The sequence below is a fragment of the Sulfurimonas sp. genome (assembly GCF_026196735.1).
Lineage (GTDB): Bacteria > Campylobacterota > Campylobacteria > Campylobacterales > Sulfurimonadaceae > Sulfurimonas.
The window spans coordinates 1-23000 of the sequence record NZ_JAPHUF010000019.1 but is presented as its reverse complement, the minus strand read 5'-3'; the positions used below and the strand labels follow the sequence as shown (position 1 = coordinate 23000).

The 23000-nt window shown below is 35.4% G+C and carries 26 protein-coding genes; 9 read left to right on the top strand and 17 right to left on the bottom strand.

Annotated features, from left to right (window positions below):
- The first annotated feature begins 53 nt into the window (after positions 1-53).
- Genes OQK60_RS10490 through asnB form a run of 3 tightly spaced genes read left to right on the top strand, consistent with a single transcriptional unit; the run spans position 54 to position 3194 of the window.
- Positions 54-743 (top strand): OmpA family protein, encoded by a 690-nt coding sequence (locus OQK60_RS10490; protein WP_297686802.1) that lies wholly within the window; start codon positions 54-56, stop codon positions 741-743.
- A gap of 19 nt (positions 744-762) precedes the next feature.
- On the top strand, positions 763-1362 hold the full coding sequence (locus tag OQK60_RS10485) for a class I SAM-dependent methyltransferase (RefSeq protein ID WP_297686800.1): 600 nt from the start codon (positions 763-765) through the stop codon (positions 1360-1362).
- Positions 1362-3194 (top strand): asparagine synthase (glutamine-hydrolyzing), encoded by a 1833-nt coding sequence (gene asnB / locus OQK60_RS10480; RefSeq protein ID WP_297686797.1) that lies wholly within the window; start codon positions 1362-1364, stop codon positions 3192-3194. The genes OQK60_RS10485 and asnB overlap by 1 nt, the downstream gene beginning before the upstream one ends.
- On the opposite strand, the gene OQK60_RS10475 is transcribed toward asnB, so the two are convergent.
- The 11 genes from OQK60_RS10475 to OQK60_RS10425 form a co-directional block, all read right to left on the bottom strand.
- Positions 3191-3847 carry a carbonic anhydrase gene (locus tag OQK60_RS10475; protein WP_297686795.1) on the bottom strand — a complete coding sequence of 219 codons (657 nt, stop codon included), beginning with the start codon at positions 3845-3847 and terminating at the stop codon, positions 3191-3193. The two genes, asnB and OQK60_RS10475, sit on opposite strands and share 4 nt — an antisense overlap.
- Positions 3848-3926: 79 nt before the next feature.
- Positions 3927-4805: a class I SAM-dependent methyltransferase gene (locus tag OQK60_RS10470; protein ID WP_297686793.1), complete on the bottom strand. Its 879-nt coding sequence runs from the start codon at positions 4803-4805 to the stop codon at positions 3927-3929.
- 3 nt (positions 4806-4808) lie between these two features.
- On the bottom strand, positions 4809-5432 hold the full coding sequence (gene upp / locus OQK60_RS10465; protein WP_297686791.1) for a uracil phosphoribosyltransferase: 624 nt from the start codon (positions 5430-5432) through the stop codon (positions 4809-4811).
- An 80-nt stretch (positions 5433-5512) separates the two neighbouring features.
- The gene (locus tag OQK60_RS10460; RefSeq protein WP_297686789.1) at positions 5513-6826 is read right to left on the bottom strand and encodes an aminotransferase class V-fold PLP-dependent enzyme; all 1314 of its coding nucleotides are present in this window, start codon (positions 6824-6826) and stop codon (positions 5513-5515) included.
- A complete protein-coding gene (locus OQK60_RS10455; RefSeq protein ID WP_297686786.1) occupies positions 6819-8381 on the bottom strand; it encodes a nitrite/sulfite reductase in 1563 nt (520 codons plus the stop codon). Before OQK60_RS10455 ends, OQK60_RS10460 begins: the two co-directional genes overlap by 8 nt.
- 8 nt (positions 8382-8389) lie before the next feature.
- The gene (gene cysN / locus OQK60_RS10450; RefSeq protein ID WP_297686784.1) at positions 8390-9844 is read right to left on the bottom strand and encodes a sulfate adenylyltransferase subunit CysN; all 1455 of its coding nucleotides are present in this window, start codon (positions 9842-9844) and stop codon (positions 8390-8392) included.
- A complete protein-coding gene (gene cysD / locus OQK60_RS10445) occupies positions 9844-10755 on the bottom strand; it encodes a sulfate adenylyltransferase subunit CysD (RefSeq protein WP_297686782.1) in 912 nt (303 codons plus the stop codon). The genes cysN and cysD overlap by 1 nt, the downstream gene beginning before the upstream one ends.
- Positions 10755-11471 (bottom strand): phosphoadenylyl-sulfate reductase, encoded by a 717-nt coding sequence (locus tag OQK60_RS10440; RefSeq protein WP_297686780.1) that lies wholly within the window; start codon positions 11469-11471, stop codon positions 10755-10757. The genes cysD and OQK60_RS10440 overlap by 1 nt, the downstream gene beginning before the upstream one ends.
- Before the next feature lie 9 nt (positions 11472-11480).
- Entirely contained in the window at positions 11481-11711 is a 231-nt protein-coding gene (locus OQK60_RS10435) for a DUF2061 domain-containing protein (RefSeq protein ID WP_297686778.1), read from the bottom strand.
- Positions 11692-12639: a cysteine synthase A gene (gene cysK / locus OQK60_RS10430; RefSeq protein ID WP_297686776.1), complete on the bottom strand. Its 948-nt coding sequence runs from the start codon at positions 12637-12639 to the stop codon at positions 11692-11694. The genes OQK60_RS10435 and cysK overlap by 20 nt, the downstream gene beginning before the upstream one ends.
- On the bottom strand, positions 12636-13082 hold the full coding sequence (locus OQK60_RS10425; protein WP_297686774.1) for a DUF4395 domain-containing protein: 447 nt from the start codon (positions 13080-13082) through the stop codon (positions 12636-12638). The genes cysK and OQK60_RS10425 overlap by 4 nt, the downstream gene beginning before the upstream one ends.
- 231 nt (positions 13083-13313) lie before the next feature.
- Between OQK60_RS10425 and OQK60_RS10420 the strand changes: the two genes are divergently transcribed.
- The gene (locus OQK60_RS10420; protein ID WP_297686772.1) at positions 13314-13718 is read left to right on the top strand and encodes an Rrf2 family transcriptional regulator; all 405 of its coding nucleotides are present in this window, start codon (positions 13314-13316) and stop codon (positions 13716-13718) included.
- A 19-nt stretch (positions 13719-13737) separates the two neighbouring features.
- Here the strand turns inward: OQK60_RS10420 and OQK60_RS10415 are convergent, their stop codons facing one another.
- Positions 13738-14193, bottom strand: a complete 456-nt coding sequence (locus tag OQK60_RS10415) for a hypothetical protein (protein WP_297686770.1) — start codon at positions 14191-14193, stop codon at positions 13738-13740.
- Between the two features lie 67 nt (positions 14194-14260).
- On the opposite strand from OQK60_RS10415, the gene arsC reads away from it, so the two are divergent.
- From arsC to OQK60_RS10400, 3 genes are all read left to right on the top strand, one after another.
- Positions 14261-14614 (top strand): arsenate reductase (glutaredoxin), encoded by a 354-nt coding sequence (arsC, locus tag OQK60_RS10410; RefSeq protein WP_297686768.1) that lies wholly within the window; start codon positions 14261-14263, stop codon positions 14612-14614.
- Positions 14615-14690: 76 nt separating this feature from the next.
- Complete coding sequence (locus OQK60_RS10405; RefSeq protein WP_297686766.1) at positions 14691-16088, top strand: MBL fold metallo-hydrolase; 1398 nt, start codon at positions 14691-14693, stop codon at positions 16086-16088.
- Between the two features lie 11 nt (positions 16089-16099).
- Complete coding sequence (locus tag OQK60_RS10400) at positions 16100-17065, top strand: TIGR00730 family Rossman fold protein (protein ID WP_297686764.1); 966 nt, start codon at positions 16100-16102, stop codon at positions 17063-17065.
- A 13-nt stretch (positions 17066-17078) separates the two neighbouring features.
- On the opposite strand, the gene OQK60_RS10395 is transcribed toward OQK60_RS10400, so the two are convergent.
- Genes OQK60_RS10395 through OQK60_RS10385 form a run of 3 tightly spaced genes read right to left on the bottom strand, consistent with a single transcriptional unit; the run spans position 17079 to position 18900 of the window.
- Entirely contained in the window at positions 17079-17615 is a 537-nt protein-coding gene (locus tag OQK60_RS10395; RefSeq protein WP_297686762.1) for an iron-sulfur cluster assembly scaffold protein, read from the bottom strand.
- Between the two features lie 3 nt (positions 17616-17618).
- Positions 17619-18062, bottom strand: a complete 444-nt coding sequence (locus OQK60_RS10390) for a dCMP deaminase family protein (protein ID WP_297686760.1) — start codon at positions 18060-18062, stop codon at positions 17619-17621.
- Between the two features lies 1 nt (position 18063).
- Positions 18064-18900 carry a peptidylprolyl isomerase gene (locus OQK60_RS10385; RefSeq protein ID WP_297686758.1) on the bottom strand — a complete coding sequence of 279 codons (837 nt, stop codon included), beginning with the start codon at positions 18898-18900 and terminating at the stop codon, positions 18064-18066.
- A gap of 88 nt (positions 18901-18988) precedes the next feature.
- On the opposite strand from OQK60_RS10385, the gene gltX reads away from it, so the two are divergent.
- Positions 18989-20380: a glutamate--tRNA ligase gene (gene gltX, locus OQK60_RS10380; protein WP_297686756.1), complete on the top strand. Its 1392-nt coding sequence runs from the start codon at positions 18989-18991 to the stop codon at positions 20378-20380.
- Positions 20381-20428: 48 nt separating this feature from the next.
- Here the strand turns inward: gltX and OQK60_RS10375 are convergent, their stop codons facing one another.
- Positions 20429-21835: an HD domain-containing phosphohydrolase gene (locus OQK60_RS10375; protein ID WP_297686754.1), complete on the bottom strand. Its 1407-nt coding sequence runs from the start codon at positions 21833-21835 to the stop codon at positions 20429-20431.
- A 146-nt stretch (positions 21836-21981) separates the two neighbouring features.
- On the opposite strand from OQK60_RS10375, the gene OQK60_RS10370 reads away from it, so the two are divergent.
- Positions 21982-22515 carry an alpha/beta hydrolase gene (locus OQK60_RS10370; RefSeq protein ID WP_297686752.1) on the top strand — a complete coding sequence of 178 codons (534 nt, stop codon included), beginning with the start codon at positions 21982-21984 and terminating at the stop codon, positions 22513-22515.
- A 9-nt stretch (positions 22516-22524) separates the two neighbouring features.
- Here the strand turns inward: OQK60_RS10370 and OQK60_RS10365 are convergent, their stop codons facing one another.
- Positions 22525-22785 (bottom strand): hypothetical protein, encoded by a 261-nt coding sequence (locus OQK60_RS10365; RefSeq protein WP_297686750.1) that lies wholly within the window; start codon positions 22783-22785, stop codon positions 22525-22527.
- Positions 22786-23000 lie beyond the last annotated feature (215 nt).

Sequence of the window (23000 nt, the reverse complement as noted above, 5' to 3'; positions counted from 1 at the left end):
GATTTTTTATACTATAATTTCTCAACTATAATTTACAAACAGGAAACTATATTATGAAACAGACTATATTTATATTATTTATTTTACTAATGCCTCTTTTTTTAAATGCCAATGAATTTGAATATATCCAGCCTGTAGCCGTTGAAGAAGCACCTCTAAAAAAGATTGTAAAAGAAACACCTAAAATAAAACAAGTAGAGCAAACAAAACCTAAAGAGCCCCAAGTGCTCGATACAGATAAAGATGGCGTTGCTGACAAAGATGATAAATGCCCAAATACATCAGAGGGTTTAATAGTAAACGAAAATGGTTGTGAACTTGACAGTGATGATGATGGAATCAAAGATTCAAAAGACCAATGTCCTGACACAAGCAAGGAGTTTGTGGTAGATGGTTACGGATGTCCTCAGACTGCAACACTGAAAGTAAACTTTTCATCAAACAGCTACGCAATATCTGAAGAACTTATTGATGATTTAAAAGAGTTTGCCGAGTTTTTACAAAAAAACAGCGGCTATCAGGTTATCATATATGGACATACAGACAGCTCTGGTAATGAAGCTGCAAATAAAATTCTTTCTCAAAACAGAGCCAACACCGTAAAAGAAGCTCTAATTCGTTACGGTATAAAAGATATGAGACTCACTTCTATCGGTAAGGGCTCAAAAGAACCCATAGCTAACAACGATACCAAAGAAGGTCGCTCTGAAAATCGTCGTATTGAAGTTGAGCTTCTTCAATAATCTGTGAATAAGAGGCATCATGCCACGCATAGATAATAAAACATTTTACTCCTCAGCAATAGAAAAACACGGCACAACGGCCAAGGGTGTAAACTGGTATTCAAAAGAGTCCCAAAAACTTAGATTTGACATTATCCTAGAGTTGCTTCCTGATGATATAAGCTCTTTTAGCCTTGCAGATGCCGGATGCGGATTTGGCGACTTATATACCTACATGTTAAAAAAGAAAAAAATTCCAAAAGAGTATATCGGTATTGATTCTCTGATTGACATGTACTCTATCGCTTCAGACAAAACAGGATGCGAGATAATAGTCGCAGACATTTGCAAAGACGAACTCCCTCGTGCTGATTACTATATATGCAGTGGAGCTATGAATGTTCTAGAGAGTTTTGAGACACATCTGTTTATAAGAAACTGTTTTTGTACATGTACAAAAGCTTTTGTGTTTAATGTGCTTCATGGAAACAAAGAAAGTGAAACCTATAACTATATGACTACGCAAGAGATTGAGCAGATTGCAAAAGAGTTAGGGGTTAGTCACATCGAAATTAAAAATGATTACCTTGAAGATGACATAACAGTTGTTTTTTATAAAGACAACAAGAAGTCTATCTGATGTGCGGCATTTTTGGTATTATCGGGGAATATGAAGACAATAAAGCCAAAAAAGCACTCTCTAGTTTAACTCATAGAGGTCCGGATTCCTGTGGAATAACTCAACGAGAAAATCTTTTTTTTGCACATCAAAGACTAAGTATTCTTGATATTTCGTCCAATTCTAATCAGCCGCTGAAATATGAAAACATTCTTTTGTCATTCAACGGAGAGATTTATAACTTCAAAGAATTAAAACAAGAACTCACATGTGAGTTTGTTTTTAAAACAGATAGTGACAGCGAAGTTATAATTGCAGCCTATCTAAAATGGGGTGTGGACTTTGTATCTCACCTGAGAGGAATGTTCGCAATTGCTCTTCTTGATAGCAATACTTTATACCTTTTTCGTGACAGGCTCGGCAAAAAGCCTCTCTTTTATATGGAAGGTGAGAGCTTTGTGTTTGCTTCTGAGATAAAGGCTCTTGTGCCATTTTTACATAAAGTTGAAATGGATGAGGATGCCCTTTTGAGCTATCTTTCTTTTTTAGCACCCACTCCTCCTTTTACATTTTTCAAAGGCATCAAAAAACTTGCTGCAGGAGAGTATCTCAAGTTTGAAAACCGACAACTAAAAGTCAAAAGGTACTTTGACTTGTTAGATAACAAACCAAGTGTTATAACTAACAAGGATGAAGCTGTTAGCACTTTACAAAAACTGCTTGAAGAGTCGATAAAAATACGACTTAATTCTGATGTTCCTATGGCTTCTCTGCTCTCAGGCGGCATAGATAGCGCCACTATAAACGCTTATGCTCTTAAAAGCGGTGTAAACTTGCAAACATATACTTTAGGCTATAAAGATTACGAAAAATATGATGAAAGACAAAATGCAAAAGAGAGTGCAGATTTTTTAGGTCTTAAAAACAAGGAAGTTGAGATGACTCAAAATGACTTTATAAATGCCAGTGAGAAAGTACTAAGTGCACTTGATGAACCATTAAACGACCCAGCCTCAGTTCCTCTATATCTGCTGTTTGAGCAGATTAAAAAAGATGGTGTCAGCGTAGTTTTAAGCGGCGAGGGAAGTGATGAGCTGTTTTTAGGCTACAGGCAATACTTTGAATATCTTGACATTCAGAATCTCTCAAATATAAAAAACAAAAACTGGCTAAAAAAGTACTTTCGAGCAAATTTTTCAATGAATAGAGAGTGGGAGTACTATAAACGAATTTTTGACGAAACCCTGCTCTTTCGTACATCCGGTGAGAACTTTACCGACCTTCAAAAAAATGCTCTTTTAAAGCAAAATATAAAAGACAATCAATCACTAAAATATCTAAAAGATTATAGAGAGAGGTTTGAGGGTTCTCTGCATGCGACCGAGAGGAAGTACCCTTGCGGTATCGATGAGAGTACATGGTACAGCTACATTGACTTGAACCTATTTCAAGCAGAACATTTTCTGACAAAACTTGACCGCGCTTCCATGGCTCACTCTATAGAATCACGAACACCATTTTTAGACCATAAGTTGGCCTCGTGTGTTTTTAGTATAGACCCAAAACTTCGCTATGAAGATGGAGTCACAAAAGCACTTTTAAAAAAAATTGTAAAGCCTCATCTAAACGATAAAATATTATCCAGAAAGAAAAAGGGATTTTCTAACCCTTATATGGAATATTTGATAAACTCTAAAAAAATAGAGTTAATTCAAGAAGTAAATGAGCAGACAGGGTTATTTAAAAAAGACAAACTTGATGAGTATATCCAAAAAGCCTCAACCGGAGGCTTTAAACAGCATGTTTGGGGACTTTATGTTTTAAGTGTTTGGATGAAAAAATGGCTGCTCTAACTCTCTTTTTTGAGTGAACTAAGCGAAACAAATTGTGAAATCTCTGGGTCATAATACTCTATCTCACCACTTTGTATGTCGTAAACCCAGCCATGTATTGATATCTCGTCTCTATCTATTCTACTTTTTACCGAAGGATAAGTTAAAAGATTCTCTAGTTGTGAAATTACTGAGAGCTTTTCTGTAAGACGGTACAAAGCCTCTTTATCAGCCTCTAAACCAAGAGCCAAAAGAGCTTGTGATTTAGCACTCTCGCCAAGACTAAGCCATGTATTTGTATGCACTAGTTCCGGATCTCGTGAGCATCTTTTGTTGTAAATTGCTTCTATCGCTCCGCATTTTGTATGTCCGCATACAATTATACTTTTTACTTTTAAAACACTTACTGCGTACTCTATTGCCGAAGCAGTTGAGTGAAAATCTTCATCAGGTTTGTATGGAGCAACAAAATTACCGATGTTTCTTACAACAAACAAATCACCCGGAGCGCTATTAGTCATCAAATCCGGTAAAACTCTTGAGTCTGAGCAACCAATAAAAAGAGCTTTTGGCGTTTGACCTTTGTTGGCAAGCTCCAAAAACTCTTTTTCATGAGCTTTAAAATAGCTCTTTTGAAACAGTTCATTCCCTAGCATCGCACTATAATTATCCATATATAAGTCCTCATACTTTATTTATAAAAAAAGTATATCTAAAATAAAAGAACAGTATGTTTTAAATTCTGTTCATGTTTTAAGCAATTTTTCTAGCCGTTAAAAATAGATAATCCTTACCCGTAACCGTTACTCTATACTTTTTTTGCTGCAGGTACTTTTTGCAAAAATGTATGTCTTTTAAAACCAGACTCATCTCATTGAAACTATAATTTGGTGCTTTTGCTCCATAAACCATCTCAGAGTCAGCCCACCTGCAATTTGGAAAACCAAGAATTATGGCTCCGCCTTTTTCTAAGTGATTTTGATAGATTTTCATAAATGTTTCATTGAAATTTATATTTGAGCTTTGCAGAGTTCCTATTGAAACTATCAAATCAAACCTGCCTAAATCAAGCTCCTCAAGTCTGTTTATATCGTGACATGTAAACTCTACATTATCAAAGGCAAAATCATCTCTTGCATAATCTATAGCCGTTTGTGAATAATCAATCCCTACAAACTCTTTAGTCTCGAATTCTTTACATGTCAACATGTTTTTAATGACTTTAAACTCATCGCCCTTGTTTACACCAAGATTTAAAATCCTTTTTTTAGAGTCTATATTTATAAACTCTAATGCTTTTTCATAATAGTATAAAAAACTAAACTGCGCAGTTTTATCAATAGTGAAAAACTCACTCTCAACTCCATACTTCTCACTACTTTTTTGTGCTTTATGAAAAGAGCTGTTTTCATTTAGTTTTTCAAACTTCAGTATAACACTCTCATCTTTTGTTATAGGTGTTAGCAGCTTCATAAAAAATATCTGTGCCAAATCTACAAAAGCTTTATAGCCTATTCTTTCTATGTCTGATTCTAAAACTTCCACCTCAACACTCTCACCATCTTTGACATGTAGCTTAGCGAAAGTATCAAGTATCTCTTTTGAAGTCTTTTGTTTTAAATCAACATTCATATACTACTCAAGCGTGTTATATGCACGGTCGCCGGCATCACCAAGACCGGGAATAATATACTTATTCTCATCGAGTCTTTCATCTATCTGTGCTATATAGATATCAACATCTTTATGAGCAGAACTAACCGCTTCTAAACCCTCTGGTGAGCCTATTATATTTAGTGCAATTATTCTCTTTGGTTTTTTTGTTTTAATAAGTTCGAGTGCATCATTCATCGAACCGCCCGTTGCAACCATAGGATCCACTAAAAGAATATTTTTACCCTTACAATCAGGCAGTCTGTCATAGTAAAGTTTGCTCTCATGCGTAGTCTCATCCCTCTTCATCGCTAAAAACCCTGCAACTGCATTTGGCAAAAGTTCCATTACACTATCAAGCATAGGAAGTCCGGCTCTTAGAACTGTTACCACTACAATATTTTCTTCATCAATTGTACTAAATATCCCGTCACCTTGCCATGGCACAATCTCTTTTTCAATTAGGGGAAAGTCTTTTAGCGCTTCATACACCAGTTGTTTTGTAAGTTCAGCAACCGTATGCCTAAAACGAATCGCATCTCTTCTTTGATCTCTGAGATGTGTAACCAAAGTTTTTGTAACCGGATTTGATAATTCATAAATCATAATCAGCCTTTATGCACTAGGTAACTTTTAGCCAAATTGTACTGTTGTAACTATTCAATAGGACTTAATTTTAATTATCTTTATTTTAAAACTTCTATCCCTTGTTTGATTGCTTTAAGAAGATTAAACACATCTTCTTCTTTTTGTGAAAAGTGAATACTTATTCTAATCCAACCCGGCTTATCCGCTAAAATAATCTGGTCTTTTAAACCTAACAAATCATGCCCATATGGTCCCGCACATGAACAACCTGCTCGTGTCTGTATACCGTATGTTTTTGATAAGGCCTCGCACATGTCATATGGATTCAGATTTCCTATATTAAAAGAAACTATTCCTATGTTTTTCTCATTTTTATTGCCGTATATTTCGCAATTTGGTATTTTTTGCAGCTCATCTATAAAAAGCTTTAAAAGTTTAGTTTTTTGTTTATCTATAAAATCAAAACCTATCTCGTTTCTAAGCTGATACGCCAAGGAGGCTCGAATAAGTTGTAAAATACCCGGTGTTCCCGCCTCTTCTTTTACCTGCAAATCACTATCGTAAGTGTGTTTTGTTTTACTTACATAAGAGACTGTTCCTCCCCCGGCAAATGTTGGAGGCAGTGTGGAATCAATAATATTTTTATTTATAACCAAAAGTCCACATGAACCCGGACCTCCTAAGAGTTTATGAGGAGATAAAAACAGAGCGTCATACAACTTACAGTCTATATTCATATACGGAGAGGATGCTGCTGCGTCAAAACATACAATGGCACCGTATTTTTTTAAGAGTTTTGATATTTTTTGATATGGAGTGATGATACCTGTTACATTTGAAGCGATACAAAAAGAACCTATAATCTCTCTATGAGTGTTTTGTTTTAAAATATCCTCAAACTCTTCAAAATCAATCAAGCCGTCATCATCAAGTCCAACCCTTACAATTTCGCAAAATGCTTCTCTGTAACTTATCTCATTTGAGTGGTGCTCATATGGTCCTACAACAACCAAAGGCATATCTTTTTTGTCAATATCTATCTTGTATCTTTTTATAGTTGCCGGCGGGATATAGATGCCGACCAACTCTTGAAACCGTTTAATCGCTGCGGTTGCTCCACAACCTCCAGGTATGATTATAAAATCTTCGCTTAACTCTAAACTCTCATAAAGATTTTTTCTTGCTTGTTTATAGTACTCGCTTGTCGTTGCGGCCATACTAGCCTCTTTTGAGTGAGTATTAGCATAAGTCTGCAACACTTCGACAATGCGCTGTTCAATAACATCATATGCTAAACCCGAAGCCGTATAGTCAAAATAATTTTTTTTATGCAGACCGATTGTATGATGAGAAAGCTCATCTTGAATATCCTCTACATTTTGAAGAAGCGGAGCAAATATATCTCTATTCACATGTTGTTCCTATTGCAAAATCATGAAAACTTTTATGTTCGCTTTTTAGATAACTCTGTATTAAATCTTCAACAACTCCATAAGCATTCTCTGAAGTAAATTTCATACCTGTTTTTTTGCCGAAGTTACTCTTGTGCCCCTCCAAATTACCACCTAAGATAAGCTCAAATCCTGAGACTGTTTCATTTTTGTCATTTTTAAACTTTGTTCCCAGCAAACCAATATCTACAATATTTGAATGTGCGCATGAATTTGGACATCCATTTAGTGAAATGGAAACTGTTTCTTCAAAATCAGGAAATTTTTTATGCAGATGCTCAGACAGAGCAACAGCCGTATCTTTTGTTTCACTAATAGCAAATTTACAAAACTTCAATCCCGTACAAGAGAGAGTTCTAGCCTTAAATGGATTTGGATTTGCGTCCATATCAATTAGAGCTAAATCTTTTACCAAACCTTTGGCATTTTGAGTTGGCACATCGATTACTACAAAGTTTTGTGTAGGTGTTGCTTTTATAGTTGTAGCGCTATTTTTTTGTAAAATATCAGCTAAAGAAGCTAAGCCCTTTGCTCCGATAAATCCACCGTTTATAGCGCATCCAACATATGATTTGCCATTATTTTTTGATTTATGAATACCAAAATGTTCTCTTTTGCTATATGGCGTATACTCTTGAATCAGTTCATCTGCTAACTCAAACCCAAGGCTATTTTGAACTTGTGTTTTGAACTTATCTATGCCCCATTTATCAATAAGATGCCCTAGTCTAGCTTTTGTTCTACTCTCTCTTAGCCCATAATCTCTATATATCCCTGAAACAACTCTCACAACTTCCAAGATTTGCTCAGGCATAACATAACCGATGTGTATCGCGAACTCTCTGTTTGAAGCCAGACCGCCGCCGACACTTACATCAAAAAGAATCTGTCCATGCTCTCTTTTTACAGCTGTAAACGATAAATCCTGAATCTCATGACCCATACAGTGCTTAGAACATCCACTTATTCCGACTTTATACTTTCTTGGCAAATTTGCCAGTGTTTTATTTGCATCAAAGTACTCATTTACCTCAGATACAAGTTCTCTTACATCATAGATTTCACTGTTATCTACTCCAGCTACGGGACATGTAACAATATTTCTCGGAACATCGCCTGCTGCAAAAACTGTTGTAAGTCCTACACTGTTTAATCTAAAAAATATCTCAGGCAGATCATGTACTCTTATAAAATGAAACTGTATATTTTGTCTTGTTGTAAAGCTGGCTGTGCCTCTTGCAAACTCTTTTGATATGCCGGAGAGAATTCGCATCTGCTGCACATTTATAGAGCCTTGTACCAACTTTACTCTTAGCATAAAGTATTGCGTTTTATCATCTTCTTCTTGTAAATTTTTGTTTTGAGAGTAAAGACCATACCACTTAAATCTATCTATATCTTCAGGGTCAACTTCTTTATTATAAATTGCATATTCATAAATATTCTCTAGTACATCCAAGCCGCTTTTATCTTTTTTGATTCGCTCAACTCTTTGCGCCTTTGTCTCTTTTGCCATTTTCTTTCCTAAAAAATCTCTTTGCTTTGCCAATGAGGAAAATGTTTTCTAACTAGTGCATTTAACTCTATCTCAAACTCTGAGTATTCGTGTACTGAATCTTCTGATTGATCATCTGATTTTTCAATAATCATTCCAGCTCCAACAGTGTTGTTTGTATATCTGTCTATAATAATAAAACTTCCCGTATATCTGTTTTTATCGTATGCATCAACTGCTATTTCTCTATCCAAAGAGAGTGTACATTTTGCAATATCATTTAACTCTAACTTATCTGCGCTAAGTTCTTCAAATGTATTTGCATCTTTTTTATACTCAATCGATTTAAATGAACCATTTATTACAGAGGTAGCTCTTTTTATGACATAGTTTTGGTTTAACTGCAGTGGTTTTTCATCCATCCAAACAGTCATAACGCTAAACTTACTAGATACTTCCGGAATAGAGTCAGATTTTACAATCATATCTCCACGACTTATGTCTATCTCATCTTCGAGTGTAATAGTCGTAGCCATTGGAGCAAATGCTCTCTCTATCGTCTCTACAGTCTCATCTTTAGTGATAGGACGAAGATCTTTAATATCATTAGATACAATTGACTTCACCCTGCTTGTTTTTCTTGATGGTAAAACTGTAATCTCGTCACCTACGCTTATGCTTCCACTTGCTATTGTCCCGCAAAAACCTCTGAAATTAAGGTGCGGTCTGCTTACATACTGAACTGGGAGTCTAAATGTCTCATTTACTGCTTTAGATATATCAACACTGTCTAGTAGCTCCATAAGCGGTTTTCCTCTGTACCAAGAAGACTTCGGTGAGTTCGTTAAAATATTATCGCCATCGAGTGCAGATATAGGGATATAGTTAAACTCTACATCATCATGAGACGGTAATTTTGGGATTATGCTTTCATAATCCTTTTTTATCTCTTCAAATCTATCTTGAGAAAAATCAACGATATCCATCTTATTTATAGCCACAATGATATTTTTAATACCAAGCAAAGAAGCTATGTATGAGTGTCTCTTAGTCTGAGTAAGAACACCTGTTCTTGCATCTATAAGTATAATCGCAACATCTGCAGTCGAAGCGCCTGTAGCCATGTTTCTAGTATACTGCTCATGACCGGGAGTATCTGCTATGATGAACTTTCTTTTCTCAGTGGAGAAAAATCTATAAGCTACATCAATAGTAATACCCTGTTCTCTCTCAGACGCAAGACCATCCACCAAAAGTGCAAGGTCTATTTTATCGCCTGTGGTTCCACTCTTTTTAGAGTCTTTCTCTATTGCAGCCAACTGATCTTCAAAGATCATTTTAGAGTCATATAAAAGTCTGCCGATTAGCGTACTTTTACCATCATCGACACTTCCACATGTAATAAATCTCAGTATCTCTTTATTTTCATGTTCGTGCAGATACTGCTCAATATTTTGAGCTATTAAATCTGATTGATGTGCCATTAAAAATATCCTTCTTGTTTTTTCTTCTCCATAGAAGCATCCCCATCACTATCTATGAGTCTTCCTTGTCTTTCGCTTGTTGTACAGATAAGCATCTCCTGAATAATCTCAGGAAGAGTTGAAGCTTCTGAATTTACAGCACCTGTCAATGGATAACATCCAAGTGTACGAAACCTCACCATCTCTTCTTTTGCACTCTCACGCAACTCCTCTGGCATTCTTTCATCATCTACAAGTATCTTGGTTCCCATATATTCAACTACAGGTCTCTTTTTAGAGAAATATAGATCTGGAATTGGAATAGACTCCAAATAGATGTACTGCCATATATCAAGCTCAGTCCAGTTTGAAAGTGGAAATACTCTAATAGACTCACCTTGTTTGTGTCTGCCATTGTAAATATTCCAAAGTTCCGGTCTTTGGCTTTTAGGGTCCCATCTATGGTTCTCGTCTCTAAAAGAATAGATTCTCTCTTTAGCGCGGCTCTTCTCTTCATCTCGTCTGGCACCGCCAAATACCGCATCAAATTTTTGAATATCTAGCATCTGCTTGAGACCATCTGTTTTCATAACATCTGTATGAAGAGCCGAACCATGAGTAAAGGGTGAAATATCCATCTCCTCGCCCTTAGGATTAGAGTAAACTATAAGCTCCATTCCAACTTCTTTTGCTCTTCTATCACGAAACTCTATCATCTCTTTAAACTTCCATTTAGTATCTACATGTACTAACGGCAGAGGCGGCGGAGCCGGATAAAATGCTTTTTGAAGTATGTGTAACATCACAGAAGAATCTTTACCGACACTATAAAGCATAGCCGGGTTTGAAAACTCCGCTACAACTTCTCTCATTATATGCATAGACTCTGCTTCAAGCTGTTTTAAATGCGTCAATTTATCTTTGCTTATCATTATTGATTATCCTTTATATTTATGTGTAAACCACACTCTTTATGCTCTGGGCTTTCCCACCACCATCTGCCACTTCTGACATCTGCACCTTCTTTAACCGCTCTAGTACATGGCGCACAACCGATACTTGGATATCCTTTATCATGAAGTGCATTGTAAGGGACATCGTTTTCTTTTATGTAGTCCCATATATCTTGCTCACTCCATAAGATTAAAGGGTTTAGTTTAATAATATGATTCCCCTCATCCCATTCAAAAAGCTGCAAATCCTCTCTTGTAATACTCTGCTGGGCGCGGAGACCTGTAATCCAAACATCCACACCTTCTAAAGCTCTTTTTAGAGGTGCGATTTTTCTCACAAAACAGCAGTCTTTTCTATTTTGCACAGAATCATAAAACCCGTTAATTCCCTGCTCTTTATATAAACACTCTATATCTTCACTAAGAGGAAAATAGACAGATATCTTTGTCTCGTATTTCAAATTTGTTCTATGCATAACATCATATGTCTCATACGGAAGTCTTCCGGTATCGAGAGTAAATATATCTGCTTCATTATCAATTTTAAAAATCATGTCTGTAAGCACCTGATCTTCCGCTCCAAAACTTGTAGAAAAAGATATACGGCCTTTATAAAGTTTTAAAAAAAATCTTAGGAGCTCTTTAGCTGAATATTTTCCAAATTCTTTGTTTAATATATCTATATTTTCTTTCATAACTCACCTCTAAATATTATAATCATTAGCCGTAGCCTTGTACCTTCCAAAACTCATCTTGTTCCATGCTCTTTCATGATAGTAATACAAAATCATTTTCGTTATAAGTTCAATAGAACCGATAGATGCAGCCATTGTCAAACTGCCGGTAATAAGGTAAGATATTACAATTGTATCAAGAGTTCCAACTGCTCTCCATGAGATAGTTTTAACAACCGATCTATATGCTTTTTCTTGCATCAGAGTTATCCTTTGTGTCATACAGCCCAGAGCTTAGATATCTCTCTCCGGTGTCACATAAAATAGTGACAATAGTTTTAAATCTATTCTCTTTTCTTTTAGCAACTTCTACGGCTGCGAACACATTCGCCCCCGAAGATATACCAACTAAAAGACCCTCGTTTTTTGCCAGCTCTTTTGAAGTGCTGATTGCATCTTCATTGCTTACTTTAATTATTTCACCATATATTTCACTGTTTAATACATCTGGAACAAATCCGGCACCTATTCCTTGAATCTCATGCGGACCAGCTTCACCACCCGACAACACAGGCGATTTTTCAGGTTCAACGGCAATTATTTCAATATCCGGATTGTGTGCTTTTAATGCCTCTCCTATTCCCGTTATTGACCCGCCGGTTCCAACACCTGCCACTAAAATGTCAATTTTGCCATCTGTATCTCTAAGTATCTCCAAGCCCGTTGTTTTTCTATGTATCTCTGGGTTTGCCATATTTGAAAACTGTTGTGGAACAAAACTATTTTCAATCTCTGCTCCAAGCTCATTTGCCTTAGAAACTGCACCTGACATACCTTTTGTACTTTCAGTTAAAACAAGTTGTGCACCCAATGCTTTTAAAAGCTGTCGTCTTTCAACACTCATAGAACTTGGCATTGTAAGAATAAGTTTTATTCCCAAACTTGCGCATACACCAGCTAGTGCAATTCCGGTGTTTCCGCTGGTTGGCTCTATTACTGTTGTATCTTTAGTAATGAGTCCTTGTTTTAGTGCCTCTTGAATCATATTGTTTCCGATTCTGTCTTTAACAGAATGAGTTGGATTCATAAATTCACATTTACCGAGTATAAGAGCATATTCACTTGCAATTTTTAGCTTGACTAATGGTGTATTTCCGATAAGTTCTGTCACATTATTTGCATATTTCATAATGATACCACCTCAATATTTTTATTTTTTAAAAGTTCATAAAACTTGCAAGCAATGCAGATGTTGTCTATTGCTTCAAGTGCTTTCCATGCACCAAAAAAGGTAATTAGTATAAAAGCAATATATGTCTCATGAAATAGCTCTGCAAATAAAACAATAAGAAGTATTGTTAACCCGACATGTGAAGCAAACTCTTTTTTATATGCATCAACAATTTTTTTCTCCAAGCCTATTATTTTTACGGCTTGCAAAGATATTACATACAGAGGGCTAAGCAGAGGCGTCACATAAATACGAACTAAAAAATCATAAACTAAAATATAGATAATAAAAAGGTTTCCAGTGAACAGATAAGCACCCATCAGCAAAACCACCAATGCAGCATGTATACGAGTTTGATTTTCATCAACTGTACTTAGTGTTTCATATTTAACTTGTGTCATCTAATCTCCTATTTATTTTTATTTATGTTGACAGTATAATAAATTAACACAACAATGTCAAGTGATTTTGTCAAGTTAATCCATACTAATTTACTTAAGATTATGCATATTGCCTATAATTATGGACTTATGGGCAATATATAAATTCTATTTAATTACGAGTAATTTACTTTACATTAAATTTTAAATATTGTATACTTACCACATACAATATTTATATAGGAATATAATATGCCTCTTATATCAACAAAAGGAGCGTATGGTTTAGCAGCTATATGTGAACTGAGCAAGAACGAAAGCGATTCTCCGATGCAAGTAAAAGAGATAGCTTCAAATGCTAATATTCCCCAAAATTACCTTGAACAATTACTAGGAAAACTAAGACGGGCACAAATTGTAAAAAGTATAAGAGGTGCCAAAGGCGGTTATATCTTGGCACGAACTCCCCAAGAGATTAAAGTACTAGATATATTAATTGCTCTGGAAGATAATTTAAAAATTGTAGATACTCAAGTAGATCATCCAATAATAAATCTATTTTTCGATGATATTGAAGATAATGTAAAAAATCTTTTTGATATTAATATTGCAGAACTTGCTAAATACAAAAACAAATTTTTAAACTACACTATATAGAAAAAATCTTATCTACATGTCAAGAGAGAATATGTCGCAACTGCATAGCAAACCACAATACTCCAAGATTTAGAAAGAAAATCATCATAGAACTTCCGCGGGATACAATCTTTTGAAGGGTGCTTCGCTCTTTTGTATGTGTTTTAAGCGCTATACGCATATGTATAATTGTCAAAAAAGTTATAGTGCCCACGAGAAAAAGTTTATAGCTCATCATATATCCAAGTTTGGACTCCGTGATATCAAGGGTTAGCACATCGATTAGATTAAAATGTACAAATAAAAAACTCCCCGTACTCAAAAGAATTATGAGCCAAAAGGTTTCAAAATACCCATAAAGAGGTCCCAGATACTCATATGTTTGTGCTTGAGCCTCTTTATCTTTTAGTAAAATACCCAAAGCAAACAATAACAACGCTCCACCTATCCATGCTGTTGCAGCCAAAATATGCACATATAAAACAATATCCGTCATCTAAACTTCTTCCATAAATTTTGTGTTATTCAATTATAGTGTAAAATATCAATAAAAAAGAAGTCAAATGAAAGAAATAACTATCTGGCACAACCCAAAATGCTCAAAATCTCGTGAGGCTATGAGTATTTTAGAACAAAACGATTGCGAAGTATATATTGTAAAATATCTTGAAACATCCCCAACTAAAGATGAGATTACAACTGCGCTTACAATGCTGGGGATGAACCCTAAAGAGCTTATGAGAACTAAAGAAGATATCTATAAAGAGCTAAATCTAAAAGACGAATATGACTACGATAAACTTGTAGATGCAATGGCTCTTTATCCAAAGCTTATAGAAAGGCCTGTGATTTTTAAAGGCGATAGGGCAATAATAGGAAGACCGACTGATAAAATTGCCAAGTTTATAAATGAGTAATCGGCAAATATAAAAAATATGCTTTAAGATTCTATGTGTTAGTATGATAATAATATAAATTTTACGGAGGTTTATTATGGCGACAGTTACATCTTATGGGGCGGCACAGACTGTAACAGGTTCTTGTCATCTTGTAAAAATCGGTCCAATTCAGATACTTATTGACTGTGGAATGTTTCAAGGAGACGGCGGTAGTGAAAACAACTATAAGCCATTTGAATTTGACCCTGCTGAAATTGATTTTTTAATCATAACTCATGCTCATCTTGACCATATAGGAAGAGTACCTAAACTTATAAAAGATGGGTTTAAGGGTAAGATAATCTCTACACAGCCAACTCATGACATAGCAAATATTATGCTGTTAGATAGTGCAAGAATCTTAAAAGAAGAGTATAAAACACTCAGAAGAAAAGCTAGGCGCCGTGGTGATGAAGAGAGAATCTCTGAACCATTGTATACGGAAGATCATGTTAAAGAAGTATTTGCAAAAAAATGGCAAATATTAGAATATTTTCAAAAACATAAACTGCCAAAACATATACATGTCACACTAGGTAATGCCGGTCATATTATGGGAAGTGCTTTTGTAATGATTGATTATACAGAAGAAAAAACTACCAAGCGGGTGGTCTTTTCAGGTGATATTGGAAGCCCGCATAGACTTATCATCGACACCTTGGATAAGATTGAAGAAGCAGATACACTTTTTATAGAATCAACTTACGGAGACAGAAATCATAGATCTCTAAAAGAAAGTGTTAATGAGTTTAAACAAACTATAATAACCACGCTAGAACGAAACGGAAATGTGCTTATACCCTCTTTTGCACTTGAGAGAACGCAAGAGATACTATGGCTTCTCAATAAAATGTTTGAAGACAATGAGTTGCCAAAATGCCGTGTTTTTCTTGATAGCCCTTTAGCCATCAAAGCGACCAGACTCTACAATAAATACCCTGTTCATTTAAATGATGAACTTGAGTACGATATTTCAAATGATAATGACCCATTTTCATTTCCTTCACTTGAAAGCACTTCCACAAAAGAGGAATCTATGCTCATAAACAAAGTAAAAGAGCGTGCTATCATCATTGCAGGAAGCGGGATGTGTACCGGAGGACGCATTATGCATCATCTAAAACACCGTCTTTGGAATAAATTAAACACTGTTATATTTGTCGGTTTTCAAGTCGGCGGAACTTTGGGACGCCGCATAATCGATGGGGATGAGTATGTAAAAATATATGGAGAAGATATTGTTGTAAAAGCTCAAGTTGAGACCATAAACGGATTCTCTGCTCACGCAGACCAAAATGACATGATAGAGTGGATAAGCAACTTCAAAAACCTTAAAAATTTATATCTTATTCACGGCGAAGCTGAAAAAATGGAAATTTTCAGTGAGGCAATCAAAAATAAACTAAATTATGATGCCACTATCATGCAAAATGGTGTATCAATTGAACTATAGAAAAGTTATTAATGAAAAAAAACAATAAACATAAGGTTTCAACTCAGTTACATATCCCTCAGCCGCCAAAAGCTAAGAAACGAAAAGAGAAGCTACCCTGCGAATCACTTAAGTCCATAAAGGATGAACCTCAAGCAGTAAAACGAGTAGAAAACCTAATGAAAAGCCCAAGCTACCGTGCTGCAGACAGAGACCCAAATTTTCTAAGAGATGATTCCGTCAGAGGGGTAAGACTGCAGATAGACTATCTAAAGGCAGAGCTGCTTCTCCAAGAGCACGGTGTTGAACAGACCATAGTTGTTTTTGGCGGTACTCGCATAGTAGAAAAAGCAGAAGCAAGTCGTAATTATCATGAAGCAAAAGAATCTTCTGATAAAGATCAAGACAATAAACATTTAGCCCAAAAATTAAAGGCTGCAATAAATATACTGGATAAAAGCCACTATTATGATATAGCTAGAGATTTTGGAAAGATTGTAGGAAATTCCGGCAAAGGACCTTCTGATTGTAAAGTAACCATTATGACAGGTGGAGGCCCTGGGATAATGGAAGCTGCAAACCGTGGAGCATTTGATGTAGGTGCAAAATCAATAGGTCTGAATATTACTCTTCCAAAAGAGCAGTTTCCAAATCCTTACATTTCCCCTGAGCTTTGTTTCAAATTTCACTATTTTAGCATGCGAAAACTTCATTTTTTAAAACGAGCAAAAGCCCTTGTAGCATTTCCCGGCGGTTTTGGAACTATTGATGAACTAATGGAAGCACTGACTCTTATTCAAACTCGTAAAATCAGTCCAATCCCGATAATACTTGTTGGAGAGGAGTTTTGGAAAGAGGTTATTAACTTTGATTATCTTTTAAACGAGGGGGTTATTGACGCTGAAGATATGGAACTTTTTTGGTATGCCCAGAGTGCAGAGGAGATATGGGATAGTATTATACAATGGCATGTAAAAAATGGTCAACCATTACTATAGTTAAATATCTAAGTTATTTACTATCTTTTTCTGCAAAATGACACTCAGTACCAGAGTATGGACATGATTTAACAATATTCATCTCAAACTGATCTTCCACGATACCGCCTTTTTTACGCTCATAATGACGCATAGCAGCACGAAAAGCTGTTAAAACCATATTTGCGCTATCTTGATACTCGGTTGATACATGTTCAACCTGTTCACCCTCAGGTTTAGTGGTATCAATCTTTGGCGGAGGTATGTCCGCATAAGACTTTTGCAAATCCTGCTCTAAACCCAAAGTAGTTTTAAGAGCATTTACAATCTCATCACCCTTTATCATCTCTGTAAAAAGTGAGCCGAGTGTATTTACATCTTGAGTTGCATTTGAGCCGTATTTCACATCTAAAATATGCGTATCATCTAGTTTCAAATACATTATCACATATGAAGAAGTAGTGTTGTCTATGCCGACGCCTGTACAATCAGCATCTTCAAGTTTTCCATAATTTTCAGGCTGCATAAGATGCCTGCCTATCTCTGCGCTAAGTTTTTCTTCTTCGGTCATTTCTTACTCTTTAGATGCAAGTTGTTCAATACTCACACCGTTATCTTTAATAAATTTTGAGATTGTCTCAGAGTGTGTATGCTCATACGGTTTTGAAAATACTATTCTTTTAATACCGCTCGCAATTAAGTTTTTGCTACATTCGCTGCAAGGTTCCAATGTTACATATATTGTTGCACCTTCAACACAAATACCTTTTCTTGCCGCCCAGATTATTGCATTCATCTCGGCATGTATCTCATAAGTCTTTGACCAGTCGTGATGCTCTGAGGTGTATTCACCGTCCCAATGATCGCAACAATTTACATATCCTGCAGGAGTACCGTTATAACCTGTGCTTAAAATTCTTCCATCTTTTACGATTACAGCTCCAACCTGCTTAGATACACATTTTGAAGCAGTTGAGAGTTCTTGTGCAATATTTATAAAATTTGCATCGCTTAACATTTTACTCTACTTCTCTTATCACTCTGATATCAGCATTATTTTTGAGTCTTGCAAAATAATCACTAAGGACTTGTTCTCTTTTATCAGCCATAATAAGGTTTGATATGTTATCTTTTACACTCTCATAACTTACTTTTTTACCCTCTTCAATTTCTGTTATATAAAAAGTCATATAAGCACCTTTTCCATCGGGAATCATCGGTGTAAAACTGTTTGGTTTTGCCTGAGCTAAAAATTTTGCTAAGTCTGGAGAAATTTTTTCATACTCAAGTCTCTGTTTGCTTTGTGAAATACTAGTAGAATAGAACATCGGATTAGTTATCTTCTTTGCTAATAACTCTTTATCTTCTGCTGTATATATCGTAGCTTTAAAAGCCACTGGATGCTCAAACTCTTCTTTGTGAAGTTCATAATACTCTAAAGTTTCCTCGTCACTTGGTTGTGAAACTGATGAATAAGCTATTGCAGCGTATAGTTTTTGAGACAAAAGCTTCTCTTTAGTTTTTGTTTTAAACTCTGAAGAGCTTAGCCCGTTTGAAGTTCTGACAGCTTCATAAAGCTCACTCACACCCATGTTGTTTCTAGCTGCTGTTTTTTTGATATCATCATATACTTCAGCGCTGCTAACAGATATCTTTTTCTCTAGCACTTCTGCTTCTTCTAGCTTTTTTCTCACTAGATTATCAGCAGCAGTCTTCGCATCTACTTTTGAAAGACGCATCTCTTCTCTTATTTCATGAAGAGTAATAGCCTCCCCTTTTACCACAATAGCGACACCATTAACAACTTCAGCATTTAGTAATGCACCTAAAACAAGAGCTAAAAATATTTTATACATTTATTATCCTAATAATTTAAAAGGGTATTTTACCCTTCTTTAACAAACATTTGCCTAAAATTCAATAACTATTTATTAAAGGTTTCTTATGGTCGTTACTCGTTTTGCTCCAAGCCCTACAGGCTATCTTCATATCGGCGGTTTAAGAACCGCACTTTTTTCGTATCTTTGGGCCAAAAAAAATGGCGGAAAATTTGTTCTTCGTATAGAAGATACTGACAAAGCCAGAAACTCTCAAGAGGCTGCAGATGCCATCTTGGAAGCTTTTGCGTGGCTAGGTCTTGAGCATGATGGTGAAATAACATACCAGTCACAAAGAGATGATATCTATAAAAAATATATAGAGCAGCTTTTGAATGAAAGCAAAGCCTACAAGTGCTACATGTCAAAAGAGGAATTAGCAGAACTTCGAGAGACTCAAATGGCAAACAAAGAGCGTACAAAGTACAACGGTAAATATCGTGATTTTGACGGCAATCATCCAGAAGATTTAGAATATGTCATCAGAATCAAAGCTCCTCTAAGTGGCGATATTGTAGTTAAAGACGGGGTAAAAGGCGATATCAATTTTAAAGCTGAAGATATTTTAGATGACTTTGTAATTGCTAGAGCTGATGGCGCACCGACTTACAACTTTGTTGTAGCTGTTGATGATGCGCTTATGGGAATTAATGAAGTTATTCGTGGAGACGATCACCTATCCAATACACCAAAACAGATAATAGTTTACGAAGCTCTTGGATTTGAGATTCCTAAGTTTTATCATGTCCCTATGATTCATAACTCTGAGGGCAAAAAACTAAGTAAACGCGATGGCGCTACTGATGTTATGGCGTATAAAGAGATGGGTTATACTCCTGCAGCACTTCTAAACTTTTTAGTCCGTCTTGGGTGGAGCTATGGAGATCAAGAAATATTTTCTATAGATGAGATGCTAGAGCTTTTCAATCCAAAAGATATAAATAAATCAGCATCTATTTACAATACGGAAAAACTCAACTGGCTAAACTCTCACTATATAAAAAATACTTCAAACTCTGAGTTAGCACAACTTCTTGAGCCATATGGTTTAGTTTTAACTTCTCATGATAAAAAAGAGATTTTATTGGATGAGCTTAAAGATCGGGCAAAAACTCTAAAAGAGATGGCTGTTCTTGTCAATGAAATTATTGAGACTCCGGCATCTTATGATGAAAAAGCTGCAAAAAAAGCTTTTAAAGAAGGATCTATCGAGATTTTAAATGCTTTTGGAGCAAAGATATCTTCTCACGAGGAGCTTCATCTGCCGATTGACTACCACCATATAATGGAAGAAGTGGTAAATGAGATGGAGATAGGATTTGGTAAACTTGGTCAACCTCTGCGTGTTGCACTGCTTGGGAAAATGACAGGTCCGGGACTAGACAGCGTTATGGCAATTATCGGCAAAGATGAAACTATGCTTCGTATTGCAAACGCAATAACTGCCCATACTCTTTAGTGCGTAAAAACTCGTCCCTTTTCTCAAAGAGGGACTTAGACTTTAATCTCAGTCAGATAAACGCTTAATTATTTCTACATATTTATCAATATTTTTTATTACTACATCCACTAACTCCGGATCAAACTGTTTACCTCTTTCTTTTTTCAATAAATTAATAATTTCCTCTACTGACCATCTCTTTTTGTATACTCGCTTAGACAGCAGGGCATCAAGAACATCTACAATAGAAACTATACGAGCAAAAATACTTATCTCTTCACCTTTTAACCCTCGAGGGTAACCCGTTCCATCGTACTTTTCATGATGTTCATAAGCAATAATAGCAGCTGTTTTAAGTATCTGGCGTTTTGAATTTTTTAAAATATCGTATCCCAAAAGAGAGTGAGATTTCATAGTAGTGTACTCATCTAGTGTTAATCTGGCCGGTTTATTTAATATAGCATCAGCAATTCCTATTTTGCCTATATCATGAAGCGGTGATGCAATTTCTATGAGTTTTACCTTTTCATCATCTAAACCATAATCTTGCGCTATCACTGTGCTTATTGCCGCTACACGACGAGTATGCATACTCGTATCGCCTCCTCGAATCTCTTCTATCTCTCCTATAGTAAGCATAGTCTCTTTTAGTGTGGATTCTATCTCTTCATTTAAGAGTGAAAGCTGCTTATTTTTATCTTTAAGTTGATCTTCTTTTTCTAAAACAGTTTTATTAAACTTGTTAACATTGCGCACAACCTCTTGAAGCTCTTTAGTCTCGTATTTTTCACTGTTTATTTCCTTATGCAATAAATATGCAGCTTCGCCTTCATCTATGATTTTTAAAAGAGGTTTATAGATATAGCGGTCTATTACATTGAACATGTTAAATATAGATATCAAAGCAAGCAGAAATAATATGGCAACTATTATGTAACTATTTCTCAATACAAAACTCTGATAAAGGCTAATATCCATTTTAATATTCACAGCACCAAGTACCGTGCCATCTTCTGCATTATGGCATTGTAAACAGTTAAAATCTCCACTTGAACTTGCTATGTAAGGAACAAGCGCTTCAACACTGTTTTTTGTATCTTCCCAATTTATATATATTTCTTTTTTTTGCAAAAACGCTCTAAGGGTGCCGTTTAATTTTTTTCCGGGCAAACTTGATTCACCATACTGCTTTATAACATTATCCCCACGAACCACTTCAATGGATTCTATGTCATGCACAGAAGCTATTTCATTTAAAAAATAAGCTCGTTTATCCATAACACCTGCTTGCATATGGGCAGTAAGACCGGCTTTTATAATTTCTGATACGGATTTTACTTTATTTTCTACTACAAACTGAAAAAAGCTTCTATAATTAAGTAGTGTAACCGAGACTATTATCAATATTGAGACTATAAATACCTGCAGTAGACGAGTTACAGTAAGTTTTTTAATACTTTGTTTTTTTATCATAATAGCAACTTCTATATTATATATTTGTAATAAAAATAATTCTAACATAAATAATCTATAAAAAAGTATTTACCGTGCTATATTTGAAGATGGGTTATAGTTTGCTATACTACAGTTTAGATATACTACACTTCATCGAGAAAAAAATGAATAAAAAAATTTTAATATTACATGGTTGGGGCGGAAGCAACTTCCCACATTGGCAGAGTTGGTTAGCTGGCGAGATTGCAAAAGATTATGGAAAAGTGAGTTTTTTAAGACTAAACGACTTTGATTTTCCCAATAAATCTGAATGGAAACATCAATTAATAAAAGAGCTTGAAGACTTTAAACCAGACATTGTAATATGTCACTCACTAGCAAATATTTTATGGTTTCATATCTGCAATGACACAATTCTAACAGAAGTGGAAAAACTGTACCTTGTAGTTCCTCCAAGTTTAAAATGTGATATACCTGAATTAGAGAGTTTTTATCCCTGCGAGATTCCTACAAACCTTTACGCAAAAGAGGCTCTGCTTATATCTTCAACGGATGACCCGTATATGACACAAGATGAAGTAAAAGCTCTTCAAAATGAGCTTAACATTCCTATGAAAGTGCTAGAAGGTGCTGGACATATAAATGCCGACAGCGGTTTTGGGGAGTGGCCTTGGATGCTAGAAGAGATTAGTAAGTAAACACTTCTTCTAATGAGTGCTTATTACTCCTCTTTCATGCTTGTCTTTTGAGTACTCTTTGTTCCATTTTTGATAACTTTCAAATTCAGAACTCTTTTTTGAATCCTCAACTTTTTTTGAATCGCGCTTATTTGTTTCGTCTTTGATTTTTGAACTCTTCATCGAGGCACCGCACTTTCCTGAACCGCACTTCATACCTTGTGCATTCGCAGTAACTAATCCTAGACCTAAAAACACAACCACACCCAATAATAATTTTATATTTTTCATAGATAGCCTTATAATTTTATTGATTGTCATTATTGTAGTAAAAAGAGTTTTATTGTTGTTAGAGGTTTGTAGATTAGTGTTAAAGTTTAAAAAAACAAATAGCAATCCCCAAAGAGGACGATACTATTTGATTTTTTGTGATTTCTTTGCAGTTTTACCTTTGTTGTCAACCCAGTCAACATCAACTTTGTCGCCTTTTTTAACACCAGCTTTTT